Genomic DNA, 13,433 nt, shown 5'->3' on the forward strand with positions numbered 1-13,433 from the left:
CGCCGAGCGCCCTTTCCGGCGTGGCGCGGCCGCCGCGGCAGGCCCGGAACGGCGGGGGCCGCGTGCTAAAATGGACGGCTTCGAACTCCCTGACCAAGCGCGCGCCATGAATATCGTGATTTTGGCGGCAGGCACCGGCAAGCGCATGCGTTCCGCGCTGCCGAAAGTGCTTCACCCCCTGGCCGGCAGGCCGCTCCTCTCCCACGTCATCGACACCGCGCGCACGCTGCAGCCGTCCCGGCTCGTCGTCGTCGTCGGCCACGGCGCCGAGCAGGTCCAGGCCGCCGTCGCCGCACCCGACGTCCAGTTCGCGGTGCAGGCCGAGCAGCTCGGTACCGGCCATGCGGTCCGCCAGGCGCTGCCGCTTCTCGATCCCGCCCAGCCGACGCTCGTGCTGTACGGCGACGTGCCGCTCACGCGTGCGTCGACGCTGCAGCGTCTCGTCGATGCCGCGCGCGAGGGCCGCTACGGGATCCTGACCGTCACGCTCGACGACCCGACCGGCTACGGCCGCATCGTGCGCGACGCGTCCGGCTTCGTCACGCGCATCGTCGAGCAGAAGGACGCGGCGCCGGAAGAATTGAAGATCGCCGAGATCAACACCGGCATCATCGTCACGCCGACGGCCCAGCTGTCGATGTGGCTCGGTGCGCTGAAGAACGAAAACGCGCAGGGCGAGTACTACCTGACCGACGTCGTCGAACTCGCGATCGAGGCCGGCTTCGAGGTCGTCACGTCGCAGCCCGACGACGAATGGGAAACGCTCGGCGTGAACAGCAAGGCGCAGCTCGCGGAGCTCGAACGCATTCACCAGCGTAACGTCGCCGATGCGCTGCTCGTCGACGGCGTCACGCTCGCCGATCCGGCCCGCGTCGACGTGCGCGGCACGCTGCGCTGCGGCCGCGACGTATCGATCGACGTGAACTGCGTGTTCGAAGGCAACGTGACGCTCGCCGACAACGTGACGATCGGCGCGAACTGCGTGATCCGCAACGCGTCGGTCGGCGCGGGCACGCGCATCGACGCGTTCTCGCACATCGACGGCGCCGAACTCGGCGCGCACACCGTGATCGGCCCGTACGCGCGGCTGCGCCCCGGCGCGCGGCTCGCGGACGAAGCGCACGTCGGCAACTTCGTCGAGGTGAAGAACGCGGTGATCGGCCACGGCTCGAAGGCGAACCACCTCACGTACATCGGCGACGCCGACATCGGCGCGCGCGTGAACATCGGCGCGGGCACGATCACCTGCAACTACGACGGCGCGAACAAGTTCCGCACCGTGATCGAGGACGACGTGTTCGTCGGCTCCGACACGCAGCTCGTCGCGCCCGTGCGCGTCGGCCGCGGCGTGACGATCGCCGCCGGCACGACGATCTGGAAGGACGTCGCCGAAGGCGTCCTCGCATTGAACGAGAAGACGCAGACCGCGAAGAGCGGCTACGTCCGCCCGGTCAAGAAGAAGAGCTGAACCTTTTGCGGGCGCCCGCACGGCGCCCGCTTCGACTGACAGGATTGACCATACATGTGCGGCATTGTCGGCGCAGTTGCGCAACGTAATATCGTCCCGGTGCTGATCGAAGGATTGCGGCGCCTCGAATACCGCGGCTACGACTCGTGCGGCGTCGCCTTGCTCGAACCCGGCGCACCGAAGCGCGCGCGCAGCGTCGCACGCGTCGCCGACCTCGACGCGCAGGTGCGCGACACGCACCTCGAAGGCACGACCGGCGTCGCACACACGCGCTGGGCCACGCACGGCGCGCCCGTCACGCACAACGCGCACCCGATCTTCTCGTCGGGCGCGCTCGCGCTCGTGCACAACGGCATCATCGAGAACTTCGAGCCGTTGCGCGACGCACTGCGCGCGAAGGGCTACGAATTCGTGTCGCAGACCGACACCGAAGTGATCGCGCACCTCGTGCACAGCGTGTACCGCGGCAACCTGTTCGACGCCGTGCGCGAAGCCATTCGGCAGCTGCACGGCGCGTATGCGATCGCGGTGATCCACAAGGACCAGCCGCACACCGTCGTCGGCGCGCGCCAGGGTTCGCCGCTCGTCGTCGGCCACGGCGACGGCGAGAACTTCCTCGCGTCCGACGCGCTCGCGCTCGCCGGCAGCACCGACCGCTTCACGTTCCTCGAGGAAGGGGACGTGTGCGAGCTGTCGCTCGACGGCGTGACGATCGTCGATCGCCACGGCGCCACCGTGCAGCGCGAGATCCGCGTCGTCAGCGCATACGGCGGCGCGGTCGAGCTCGGGCCCTATCGCCACTTCATGCAGAAGGAAATCTTCGAGCAGCCGCGCGCGATCGGCGACACCGTGCCGCAGACGGAAGCGTTCGACGCGACGCTGTTCGGCGACGCCGCGCCCGCCGCGTTCGCCGAGATCGACAGCCTGCTGATCCTCGCGTGCGGCACGAGCTACTACTCGGGCCTCACCGCGAAGTACTGGCTCGAATCGATCGCGAAGATCCCGACCCAGGTCGAGATCGCCAGCGAATACCGCTACCGCGAGTCGGTACCGAACCCGCGCCAGCTCGTGCTCGTGATTTCGCAGTCGGGTGAGACGGCCGACACGCTCGCGGCGCTCAAGCATGCGCAATCGCTCGGCCATACGCATACGCTCGCGGTCTGCAACGTCGCGACGAGCGCGATGGTGCGCCTGACCGAAATGCAGTTCCTGACGCACGCGGGCACCGAAATCGGCGTCGCGTCGACGAAGGCGTTCACCACGCAGCTCGTCGCGCTGTTCGTGCTGGCCGCGACGCTCGGCAAGCTGCGCGGGCACGTCGATGCCGCGCAGGAGACGCAATTCCTGAAGGAGCTGCGCCACCTGCCGGCCGCGCTGAACAGCGTGCTCGCGCTCGAGCCGCAGATCATCGCGTGGTCGGAGGAATTCGCGCGCAAGGAAAACGCGCTGTTCCTCGGCCGCGGGCTGCACTACCCGATCGCGCTCGAAGGCGCGCTGAAGCTGAAGGAAATCTCGTACATCCACGCGGAGGCCTATCCGGCCGGCGAACTGAAGCACGGGCCGCTCGCGCTCGTCACGGAAGCGATGCCGGTCGTCACGGTCGCGCCGAACGACACGCTGCTCGAGAAGCTGAAATCGAACATGCAGGAAGTGCGCGCGCGCGGCGGCGAGCTGTACGTGTTCGCCGATGCCGACACGCAGATCGTCAACGACGACGGCCTGCACGTGATCCGGATGCCGGAGCACTACGGGCAACTGTCGCCGATCCTGCACGTCGTGCCGCTGCAACTGCTCGCGTATCACACCGCGTGCGCGCGCGGCACCGACGTCGACAAGCCGCGGAACCTCGCGAAATCGGTGACGGTGGAGTAAGGCTGTCTGTCTGGCCGGCCGGGCCGTCGCCGGCCCGTCCGGACGTCGTATCGGCGTGCGGGAGGCCATTCGGCCAGGTCGAATTATGTACCACGTAGTGGTATATAATCCCGTGCTGACTCGACCGGCTCGACATGTCTGCTTCCGTACGACGCGTCTTCAGGACGAGATGGTTTCACAAGGCAGCCGGGAAAGCGGGAATCGCCGATGGCGAGCTCTGCCGCGCGGTGCGGGAGCTAGCCCGCGGGCAGGGCGTCGATCTGGGCGGGAACGTCTGGAAGAAGCGCCTCGACGGGAATCGGCAACGCGGGATCGTGCTGGGCAAGGTCGGGCACACGTGGGTGTTCCTGTTCGCGAAATGCGGTCGCGACGACATCGACGCACGCGAACTGCGCGCCTTCAGAAAGCTGGCGCCGGACGTCGGTCGACACGCCGACGGCGACATCGCGACGCTGGTCGCACTGAAAGAGCTTGTGGAGAGTTGCAATGGCCAAGAGTCGATTCAAGAGCGACGCGACGGAGGCGATCCACGGCGCCGCGTCGGGGCTTTATCGCGCCAACCTGATCGACAAGAAGACGATGCGGGAATACGACGATCTCTGCATCGAAGCCGCGCCGCAATTCGACCCGGAAGCGATCGCCCGCATCCGCAAGTCGGTCAACGTCAGCCAGAGCGTGTTCGCGCTCTACCTGAACACGACGACATCGACGATCCGCCAATGGGAACAGGGCGACAAGCGGCCCAGCGGCATCGCCGCGCGCATGCTCCAGATCGTCGAGAAACACGGGCTCGAGGTGTTCTCCTGAGCCGGCTTCCGCGAATGCACATGGCCGGCCCGGCCGGACGCGCCGCAACGAATATGACGGAGAGACAATGGTAAGACTGTTTGGATGCGGAGTGCTGGCGCTGACGTTCGCGTCGACGGGCTGGGCCGCCGAGCACTATGTCGAGGTCTGGAACCCGCCCGAGGCGCGGCAACCCGCGGCTCGCATGCCGGATGCCCGCACACCGGCCGCCCGCCCGGGCGCCGACGCGCGCGTCGGCAAGAGCGCGGAGAAGCACGCGAGCGCCACCCCGAAAGCCGCCGCGAAACCGCACAAGCGCCGCGTCGCGCAGGCCATGAAAGCCGGCTCGCACCGCGCGCCCGCCGCGACCGACACCCCGGCCGCCCCGCGCCCCGTCGCGCAACCCGCGCCCGGGCGTCTCACGGTGATGCAGCCCGCCGCACCGGACACGACGCGCGCGCTCGCCTTCTCCGACATCCCGCGTCAATACACGCCGGACGGCAACGTGCTGCAGGTCGGCACGCACGGCCGCTCCGCGGAGGTGACTCGATAATGGAAGCGCAGACCTACCGCGGCTACCAGATCTGGGGCCACGCGATCCTGCAGCAGGAGGAGATCATGCAGCCCGAGCGTTTCGCGGCGAGCGGCACGATCACGCAGAACAACCGGCTCGTCGAGGCGTCGGGCGTGCTCGGCGTGTTCGACACCGAAGACGACGCGCGCGACGCGGGGCTCGAATGGGCGCGCGCGTGGATCGACAACCACTGCTGACCGACACCGACTGCATGCATCTGGAATGAAAGAAGGGGCGTCATGGACGCCCCTTCTTTCATTCGAATCCGGCACGCTCACACCGCGGCGTGCGGTGGCCTCACCGTTTCCCGCGGCCGGCCGACGAGCCGTGCCAGCACGACGATCGCCGCGAGCGTCGCGACGTACGCGGCGATCTGGATGCCCGCCGGACGCGCGGTATAGCCGATCAGCGTATGCAGCGCCTTGCCGACGATGCTCGACTCCTTGAGCAGCCACGACGTGTCCCAGACCGCATCGCCCCACGACGGCACGAGGCCGGCGGCCAGCAGGAAGCCGACGCACTGGCTCGCCATGCCCGCGGCGAGCAGCACGATCAGCCCGTTGGTGACGGAGAACAGGCGCTTCAACGGAATCTGCAGCAGGCCCGCATACATCGCGTAGCCGAGCCCCGCGCCGCCGAGCACGCCGAGCAGCCCGCCGGCGATCATCTGCGGCGTCTGCCCCGGATCGCCCGCCGCGATCCCGTACAGGAACAGCACGGCCTCGGAACCCTCGCGCAGCACCGCGACGCCGACCACGATCGCGAGCCCGGTCAGCGGCCGGCTGCCGGCCGCGACCGCCCGGCCGACCTCGCCCATGTGCAGCGCCATTTCGCGACCGTGCCGGCTCATCCAGATGCAATGCCACGCAAGCATCAGCGTCGCGACGAACATCACGCCCGCGTTGAAGACTTCCTGGCCCATGCCGGACGCCCATTGCGAGATCACGTCGGCGAACGCCGCGATCAGGCCGGCGCCGATCACGCCGCCGACCAGCCCGCCGCCCACCCACCAGCCGCGCCGCGGCACGCCCTTCGTGGCGGCCATCACGATCGAGACCACCAGCGCGGCCTCGAGCACTTCACGAAAGACGATCAGGGCAGTAGACAGCATGTCGGTATCGGCTTACTTGACGGTCAGGTGCGTCTTCGACTGCGCTTCGTGATACTCGTCGTGGAACTCGTAGGTCCCGGCCTTCAGCGGCCCGACGAGAATCTCGACCGACTTGCCGGCCGGCACGACCTTCTCCGCCTTGAAGTCGTCGCTTTCGAATTCCGCGGGCGTCGCATCGAGGTTCTTCACGACGAACTTCACCTTCTTGCCGGCGGGGATCGTCACGCCATCGGGCGAAAACTTGTGGTCCTTCAGCGTCAGGTTGACGACGTCGTCGGCAGCGAATGCGGAGGCGGCGGAGGCGCCCAGCAGGGCCAGAGCGAAACCGATAGCGAAACGGGTCATGTGCGTAATGAGCGGAAATATTGAAGGGAATCGATACTAAGATCGATTCGCATTTTCAACTCGGAGTACCCTTACTCCGATCAAGGGAATCGGGCGCCGTCGATCCCGTGCGCGCCTTGCCGCGCAAGGCTCCGCCAGATTTCGCCGACGATGTGCAGCCGTCAATCGGGAAAAGTTCGGACTGACGCGCGCACGCAAATGGCGATTCGTCAGACTTCAGCATTACAAATGGCTGATGCAATGCCATCACTGCGTGCGAGCGCTTGACCTTCCAACCGTGGCAAGCTTCATGCTGAACGTATTCGTCAACCATTTACCCGGGAGAACACGATGGAATTCGAAGTCCAGGACATGACCTGCGGCGGCTGCGCCAACGCAATCACGCGTGCGGTGACGGCCGCCGACCCCGCCGCGAAGCTCGACATCGACGTCGCGGCGAAGATCGTCAAGGTCGACTCGGCGCAAGGCGCCGAGCGCGTCCAGTCGATCATCGAAGCCGCCGGCTTCCATCCCGCGCTGCGCACCGCGTAACGCGCGACGAAAGCTGCGGGCGCAGCTGCGGGCGCAGCGCCGGACGGCGACGCGCCCGCCGGCATGTCAGCGCAGCCGGATCAGCGTCGACTTCAGTTCGGTATACTTCTCGAGCGCATGCAGCGACTTGTCGCGGCCGTTGCCCGACTGCTTGTAGCCGCCGAACGGGAAGTTCATGTCGCCGCCCTCGTCATAGCAGTTCACCCACACGGTGCCCGCACGCAACCGGCGCGACACGTCGTGCGCGGTCGTCAGGTTCGACGTCCACACGGCCGCGGCCAGCCCGTATTCGGTGTCGTTCGCGATCCGCACGGCCTCGTCGACGTCGTCGAACACGATCACCGACAGCACCGGCCCGAAGATTTCCTCGCGCGCGATCCTCGCATCGGGCTTCACCTCGAACACCGTCGGCTCCACATAGAAGCCGCCCGTTTCCGCGTTCACGCGCGCGCCGCCCGTGACGAGCCGGCCTTCGCCCCGCCCCGCTTCGATATAACCGAGCACGCGTTCGAGCTGGATGCCGTCGACGATCGCGCCCATCGATACCGACGGATCGAGCGGATTGCCCGGCACGTACGCGCGGGCGGCCGCGACGAGCTTCTCGACGAACGCGTCCTTGATGTCGCGATGCACGAGCAGCCGCGAGCCGGCCGTGCACATCTCGCCCATGTTGTAGAAGATCGCGCCGGCCGCCGTTTGCGCCGCACGGTCGAGATCGGGGCAGTCGGGCAACACGATGTTCGGCGACTTGCCGCCGAGCTCGAGCCACGCGCGCTTCAGGTTCGACTGCGCCGCGTACTGCATGATCAGCTTGCCGACCGCCGTCGAGCCCGTGAACGCGATGCAGTCGACGTCGCGATGCAGCGCGAGCAGCTTGCCCGGTTCGCCCGCGCCCGGCACGACGTTGAACACGCCGGCCGGCATGCCGGCTTCGAATGCGAGCTGCGCGACGCGGATCGCGGTCAGCGGCGATTTCTCTGATGGCTTCAGCACGACGCTGTTGCCGGCCGCGAGCGCGGGGCCGAATTTCCATGCGGCCATCAGGATCGGGAAGTTCCACGGCACGACGGCGGCCACCACGCCGACCGGCTCGCGCGTGACGAGGCCGACAAGATGATGATCGGCCGGCGCGACCTCGCCGCCGACCTTGTCGATCGCTTCCGCAAACCATTCGACGCAGTATGCGGCGCCCGGCACGTCGACCGTCGTCGTGTCGCCGATCGGCTTGCCCGCGTCGAGCGTCTCGAGCAGCGACAGTTCGTCGAGGTGCTCGCGCATCAGTGCGGCCCAGCGCAGCAGCACGGCCTTGCGTGCACGCGGGTTCAGGCCGGCCCACACCCCTGCGTCGAACGCGCGGCGCGCGGCCGCGACCGCGGCGTTCACGTCCGCTTCGCCGCAGTCGGCGACCTTCGCCAGCACGCGGCCGTCGATCGGGCTCACGCAGTCGAACGTCCTGCCGCCGTGCGCGTCGCGCGACGCGCCATCGATGAATGCGCGCCCTTCGATCTCGAGCGACGCCGCCTTGTTTTGCCAGTCAGCCAAAGTCAACTTGTTCATCAGGATGCCTCAATGGTTTGGCATTCGCGACGCGGCACGCCGCGCCTGGCGCGCAGCCGGCCGGCGGCGAATGCGGTGACGCGCGGTCAGAAGGTCGCCGGCGAATTGGCCGAGACGATCTCGCAGAGCAGTTCCGCGCTGGGATTGCGAAAACGATGCGGCAAACGGCTTTCGAAGTAGTAGCCGTCTCCGGGGTCGAGCAGCCACGTCGCGCCGTCGACGGTCAGCTCGAGCCGGCCCGACACGACGACGCCGCCCTCGTGCCCCGCGTGCACCAGCATCTCGGGCCCCGTGTCGGCCAGCGGCTGGTAGATCTCGCGCAGGATGCACATGTTGCGATCCTTCACGTTCGCGCCGACCAGGTGAAACGCGAGCGACTCGTTGCCGAGGTTCGGCATCTCGTCGCGACGCGACACGACCGCGCGCGATTCGACGAGCTCGAACGTAAAGAACTCCGCGAGACTCATCGGGATGCATTCGAGCAGTTTCTTCAGCGAGCCGACCGACGGGCTCACGCGGCCCTGTTCGATCAGCGAGATCGTGCCGTTGGTGACGCCGGCGCGTTTCGCGAGTTCGCGCTGCGACAGGCCATGCTTGTTGCGCACGAAACGCAGGCGCTCGGCGACTTCGGTGGACATCGATTCGGTTTCGGACACGATAAGTGCGATGACAAAGTGAAACGGCGCATGGGACAGCCGTTGAATATTCTAATCACTTTATGCCGCACATCAGCGGGGAAAACCCTGAAAGGCGTTCGAAATAATGAACAGCGCGTCGATGATTCCTTTTGCGAATATTTTGTTCGCACTGCTCGGGAAAGCCCTGATACAGGACCATTAAAAAACATTTGACGCCGTTATTGGCTCGTATATGCTGGCTCTCAGGTCAGCGTCATCAGGCTTTCACAGACATCGAAAAGCGTTATCGCAACGCAGCAATCGATGCCCGTCAACGTAAATGATGCAGGGCCGGCGCCTTGATTATTTTAAACGCCCCGCGCGTCGAAACGATCAGGTGTTCAATACTTTCAACAAACCAGTCGAGTGTAATCGTGAGAGTCCGTGGCCCTCTGGTGAGGTGGGATCGAGGCGATGTGCGAAGTTTGCGCAGCGCCGTTCCCGCTTCCGACGGCAGTTGCGGCTGGCATAGTCCTCGCCTGCTTCACCTGTCGATCTACACCATCCTGTCCCGTCGTTCCGTTCGGCGCCACAACGCCGTTTCCGCACGCGCCTTCGTCGCCGTCGATACCGACGAAGTGGCGTCGCTGCTGCCGTAGCGCCTCTCCTTTCTTCACGTCGTTCGTTTCGTTCGTCGATTCGCCAACCGCATCGTCCGTGTGGTGACGGAACGCGTTCGCGCATTCGTTGCGGCGTCGCGTATCGCGACGAAACGAACGACGGCCTGATCGTCGCGCGCAGCGCGGATCGCCACGCCATCCCGTTGCGCCCATTCACCAGCGTCCGTGCGCCCAGCGCCCGGCTGCGGGGTCGTGTCGCGCCCGCGTTTTGCCGCATCCGGCTCGACGCGCGTCACGTCCATATGGATTACTGATTGACGTCATGGAAAGGAAACCTCTCGTCGGCATCACTGCCGACCTCACCCAGATCGGCGCCCACGCGTCGCATACGGTCGGCGACAAATACGTCGCCGCGATCGTCGACGGCGCGCACGCGCTCGCGATGGTGCTGCCGGCCCTCGGCGAACGCCAGTCGAGCGCCGACGTACTCGACGCGGTCGACGGGCTGCTGTTTACCGGCAGCTACTCGAACGTCGAGCCGCACCGGTATGGCGGCGAACCGAGCGCACCGGGCACGAAGCACGACCCCGCACGCGACGCGACGACGCTGCCGCTGCTGCGCGCCGCGATCGTCGCGGGCGTGCCCGTGCTCGCCGTGTGCCGCGGTTTCCAGGAGCTGAACGTCGTTTGCGGCGGCACGCTGCACCAGCGCGTGCACGAAGTCGACGGCTTCGGCGATCACCGCGAGGACGACGACGCGCCGATGGACACGCAATACGGCCCCGCGCACGTCGTGCGCCTGACGCCCGGCGGCAAGCTGCATGCGCTCGCCGGCGGTCGCGACGAAGTGCACGTGAACTCGCTGCACAAGCAGGGCGTCGCGCGGCTCGGCTCCGGCCTCGCCGTCGAGGCCGTCGCGCCGGATGGGCTGATCGAGGCCGTGAGCGTCGTCGATGCACCGGCCTTCGCATTGGCCGTGCAGTGGCATCCGGAATGGCGACACGCGCAGGACCCGCTGTCGAGCGCGATCTTCCGCGCCTTCGGCGATGCCTGCCGCGCTCGCCGCGCCGCCCGCATCCGCGCGATGGCCGCCGCCGCGCTCGCTTGAGCGCGCCAACCAGACAACGAGAACAGACATGCAAGACATCGAAGACTTTCTGAAACAACACCGGATCACCGAAGTCGAGGCGATCATTCCCGACATGGCCGGCATCGCGCGCGGCAAGATCACGCCGCGCAACAAGTTCACGTCCGGCGAATCGATGCGGCTGCCGCAGGCCGTGATGGTGCAGACCGTCACCGGCGAATATCCGGAAGACGGCTCGCTGACCGGCGTGACCGATCCCGACATGGTGTGCGTGCCCGACGAGTCGACGATCCGCCTGATCCCGTGGGCCGTCGACCCGACCGCTCAGGTGATCCACGACTGCGTGCACTTCGACGGCTCGCCGGTCGAGATCTCGCCGCGCTACGTGCTGCGCCGCGTGCTCGCGCTGTACAAGGCGAAGGGCTGGAAGCCGGTCGTGGCGCCCGAGCTCGAGTTCTATCTGGTCGACATGAACAAGGACCCCGACCTGCCGCTGCGTCCGCCGGTCGGCCGCACGGGCCGCCCCGAAACGGGCCGCCAGTCGTATTCGATCGAGGCCGTCAACGAATTCGATCCGCTGTTCGAGGACATCTACGAGTACTGCGACGCGCAGAACCTCGACATCGATACGCTGATCCACGAAGTCGGCGCCGCGCAGATGGAGATCAACTTCATGCACGGCGACGCGCTGTCGCTGGCCGACCAGGTGTTCCTGTTCAAGCGCACGGTGCGCGAGGCCGCGCTGCGTCACAACATGTACGCGACGTTCATGGCCAAGCCGATGGAGGACGAACCGGGTTCGGCGATGCACGTGCACCAGAGCATCGTCGACGAGGAAACGGGCCGGAACCTGTTCACGTCGCAGGAGACCGGCGGCGCGACGTCGATGTTCTACAACTATCTGGCGGGGCTCCAGAAATACACTCCGGCGCTGATGCCGATCTTCGCGCCGTACATCAATTCGTATCGCCGCCTGTCGCGCTTCATGGCCGCGCCGATCAACGTGCAATGGGGTTACGACAACCGCACGGTGGGGTTCCGCATCCCGCATTCGGGCCCGGCCGCACGCCGCATCGAAAACCGCATCCCGGGCGTCGACTGCAATCCGTACCTCGCGCTCGCGGCAACGCTCGCGGCCGGCTATCTCGGCATGACGCAGCGCCTGGAGCCGACCGAGCCGCTCGTCAGCGACGGCTACAGCCTGCCGTACCAGTTGCCGCGCAACCTCGAGGAAGGGCTGACGCTGATGGCCGCATGCGAGCCGCTCGGCGAGATCCTCGGGCACAAGTTCCTGAAGGCGTATTTCGCGCTGAAAGAAACCGAATACGAAGCGTTCTTCCGCGTGATCAGCTCGTGGGAACGCCGCCATCTGCTGCTGCACGTGTAAGCGTGCCAACCGCATACGGAATCACGGAGAAACCATGACTTACCGCAATGAATCGGCCTGGGTCCAGCCGGCCGCGCCGACCGCCACGGCCGCCGCACCGCGCGCGACGCAGGCGCGCTCGACCGCCGAATACCGAGCGCTCGACGCCGCGCACCACATCCATCCGTTCTCGGACATGGGCGCGCTCAATTGCGCGGGCAGCCGCGTGATCGTCAAGGCCGACGGCGTCTACCTGTGGGACTCGGATGGCAACAAGGTGATCGACGGAATGGCCGGCCTCTGGTGCGTGAACGTCGGCTACGGCCGCAAGGAACTCGCCGACGCCGCGTATCGCCAGTTGCAGGAACTGCCGTTCTACAACACGTTCTTCAAGACCACGCACCCGCCGGTGATCGAACTCTCCGCGATGCTCGCGGAAGTGACGCCCGCCGGCTTCAATCACTTCTTCTATTGCAACAGCGGCTCGGAAGGCAACGACACCGTGCTGCGTCTCGTGCATCAATACTGGCGCGTGCAGGGCAAGCCGCAGAAGAAGTACGTGATCTCGCGCAGGAACGGCTACCACGGCTCCACCATCGCAGGCGGCACGCTCGGCGGGATGGGCTACATGCACGAGCAGATGCCGTCGAAGGTCGAGCACATCGTGCACATCGACCAGCCGTATTTCTTCGGCGAGGCGCAGCCGGGCGAGACGCCGGAAGCATTCGGTCTCGCGCGTGCGCGGCAGCTCGAAGCGAAGATCCTCGAACTCGGCGCGGAGAACGTCGCGGCGTTCATCGGCGAGCCGTTCCAGGGCGCGGGCGGCGTGATCTTCCCGCCGTCGACGTACTGGCCGGAAATCCAGCGGATCTGCCGCCAGTACGACGTTCTGCTCATCGCCGACGAAGTGATCGGCGGCTTCGGGCGCACCGGCGAATGGTTCGCGCACCAGCACTTCGGCTTCGAGCCGGACCTGATCACGATGGCGAAGGGTCTCACGTCGGGCTACGTGCCGATGGGCGCGGTGGGCATCCACGAGCGCATCGCGCGTCCGATCATCGACAACGGCGAATTCAATCACGGCCTCACGTACTCGGGCCACCCGGTGGCGGCGGCCGTCGCGGTCGCGAACCTGAAGCTGCTGCGCGACGAAGGCATCGTCGAGCGCGTGAAGACCGACACCGGCCCGTACTTCCAGGCGCTGATGCGCGAAACCTTCGCACGCCATCCGATCGTCGGCGAAGTGCACGGCCACGGGATGGTCGCGAGCCTGCAGCTGGCCGAAGCGCCGGCCGAACGCCGCCGCTTCGCGAACGGCGGCGACGTCGGCACGATCTGCCGCGACTTCTGCTTCAACGGCAATCTGATCATGCGCGCGACCGGCGACCGGATGCTGCTGTCGCCGCCGCTCGTGATCTCGCGCCAGGAAATCGATGAACTCGTGTCGAAGGCGAAGAAGGCCGTCGATGCTACCGCCCAGCAACTGGGTATTTCGTAAC

The 13,433-nt window shown here is 66.7% G+C and carries 14 protein-coding genes and 1 pseudogene; 11 read left to right on the forward strand and 4 right to left on the reverse strand.

Annotated features, from left to right (window positions below; translation table 11 throughout):
- Positions 1 to 106: 106 nt before the first annotated feature.
- The 6 genes and pseudogenes from glmU (at position 107) to CFB46_RS03065 (ending at position 4,897) form a co-directional block, all read left to right on the forward strand.
- Positions 107 to 1,468: a bifunctional UDP-N-acetylglucosamine diphosphorylase/glucosamine-1-phosphate N-acetyltransferase GlmU gene (gene glmU, locus CFB46_RS03040; protein ID WP_027785627.1), complete on the forward strand. Its 1,362-nt coding sequence runs from the start codon at positions 107 to 109 to the stop codon at positions 1,466 to 1,468.
- A 54-nt stretch (positions 1,469 to 1,522) separates the two neighbouring features.
- On the forward strand, positions 1,523 to 3,340 hold the full coding sequence (gene glmS / locus CFB46_RS03045; RefSeq protein WP_089499245.1) for a glutamine--fructose-6-phosphate transaminase (isomerizing): 1,818 nt from the start codon (positions 1,523 to 1,525) through the stop codon (positions 3,338 to 3,340).
- Between the two features lie 134 nt (positions 3,341 to 3,474).
- Positions 3,475 to 3,831: pseudogene (locus tag CFB46_RS03050) on the forward strand (type II toxin-antitoxin system RelE/ParE family toxin); the annotation flags it as partial.
- Positions 3,827 to 4,147 (forward strand): helix-turn-helix domain-containing protein, encoded by a 321-nt coding sequence (locus tag CFB46_RS03055; RefSeq protein ID WP_027785630.1) that lies wholly within the window; start codon positions 3,827 to 3,829, stop codon positions 4,145 to 4,147. The pseudogene CFB46_RS03050 and the gene CFB46_RS03055, both read left to right, overlap by 5 nt.
- A gap of 67 nt (positions 4,148 to 4,214) precedes the next feature.
- Complete coding sequence (locus tag CFB46_RS03060) at positions 4,215 to 4,679, forward strand: hypothetical protein (RefSeq protein ID WP_027785631.1); 465 nt, start codon at positions 4,215 to 4,217, stop codon at positions 4,677 to 4,679.
- Positions 4,679 to 4,897 carry a hypothetical protein gene (locus CFB46_RS03065; RefSeq protein WP_027785632.1) on the forward strand — a complete coding sequence of 73 codons (219 nt, stop codon included), beginning with the start codon at positions 4,679 to 4,681 and terminating at the stop codon, positions 4,895 to 4,897. The genes CFB46_RS03060 and CFB46_RS03065 overlap by 1 nt, the downstream gene beginning before the upstream one ends.
- Before the next feature lie 77 nt (positions 4,898 to 4,974).
- On the opposite strand, the gene CFB46_RS03070 is transcribed toward CFB46_RS03065, so the two are convergent.
- The gene (locus CFB46_RS03070; protein ID WP_027785633.1) at positions 4,975 to 5,811 is read right to left on the reverse strand and encodes an FTR1 family iron permease; all 837 of its coding nucleotides are present in this window, start codon (positions 5,809 to 5,811) and stop codon (positions 4,975 to 4,977) included.
- Between the two features lie 12 nt (positions 5,812 to 5,823).
- Complete coding sequence (locus CFB46_RS03075) at positions 5,824 to 6,156, reverse strand: cupredoxin domain-containing protein (protein WP_027785634.1); 333 nt, start codon at positions 6,154 to 6,156, stop codon at positions 5,824 to 5,826.
- Between the two features lie 330 nt (positions 6,157 to 6,486).
- Here CFB46_RS03075 and CFB46_RS03085 point away from each other — a divergent pair, with 330 nt between their 5' ends.
- Entirely contained in the window at positions 6,487 to 6,687 is a 201-nt protein-coding gene (locus CFB46_RS03085; RefSeq protein WP_006477591.1) for a heavy-metal-associated domain-containing protein, read from the forward strand.
- Between the two features lie 66 nt (positions 6,688 to 6,753).
- Here the strand turns inward: CFB46_RS03085 and CFB46_RS03090 are convergent, their stop codons facing one another.
- Together CFB46_RS03090 and CFB46_RS03095 are read right to left on the reverse strand one after the other, a co-directional pair.
- On the reverse strand, positions 6,754 to 8,244 hold the full coding sequence (locus tag CFB46_RS03090) for an aldehyde dehydrogenase (RefSeq protein WP_089499246.1): 1,491 nt from the start codon (positions 8,242 to 8,244) through the stop codon (positions 6,754 to 6,756).
- Positions 8,245 to 8,330: 86 nt separating this feature from the next.
- The gene (locus CFB46_RS03095) at positions 8,331 to 8,882 is read right to left on the reverse strand and encodes a cupin domain-containing protein (RefSeq protein WP_027785636.1); all 552 of its coding nucleotides are present in this window, start codon (positions 8,880 to 8,882) and stop codon (positions 8,331 to 8,333) included.
- A 455-nt stretch (positions 8,883 to 9,337) separates the two neighbouring features.
- On the opposite strand from CFB46_RS03095, the gene CFB46_RS36295 reads away from it, so the two are divergent.
- From CFB46_RS36295 to CFB46_RS03120, 4 genes are all read left to right on the forward strand, one after another.
- Positions 9,338 to 9,520, forward strand: coding sequence for a hypothetical protein (locus tag CFB46_RS36295; protein ID WP_006488040.1), 183 nt, complete (start codon positions 9,338 to 9,340; stop codon positions 9,518 to 9,520).
- Positions 9,521 to 9,803: 283 nt separating this feature from the next.
- A complete protein-coding gene (locus CFB46_RS03110; protein WP_027785637.1) occupies positions 9,804 to 10,589 on the forward strand; it encodes a gamma-glutamyl-gamma-aminobutyrate hydrolase family protein in 786 nt (261 codons plus the stop codon).
- Between the two features lie 28 nt (positions 10,590 to 10,617).
- Complete coding sequence (locus CFB46_RS03115) at positions 10,618 to 11,955, forward strand: glutamine synthetase family protein (protein WP_027785638.1); 1,338 nt, start codon at positions 10,618 to 10,620, stop codon at positions 11,953 to 11,955.
- Between the two features lie 34 nt (positions 11,956 to 11,989).
- A complete protein-coding gene (locus tag CFB46_RS03120) occupies positions 11,990 to 13,432 on the forward strand; it encodes an aspartate aminotransferase family protein (RefSeq protein ID WP_089499248.1) in 1,443 nt (480 codons plus the stop codon).
- The last annotated feature ends 1 nt before the right edge of the window (position 13,433 follow it).

The sequence above is a fragment of the Burkholderia sp. HI2761 genome, from assembly GCF_002223355.1.
GTDB lineage: Bacteria > Pseudomonadota > Gammaproteobacteria > Burkholderiales > Burkholderiaceae > Burkholderia.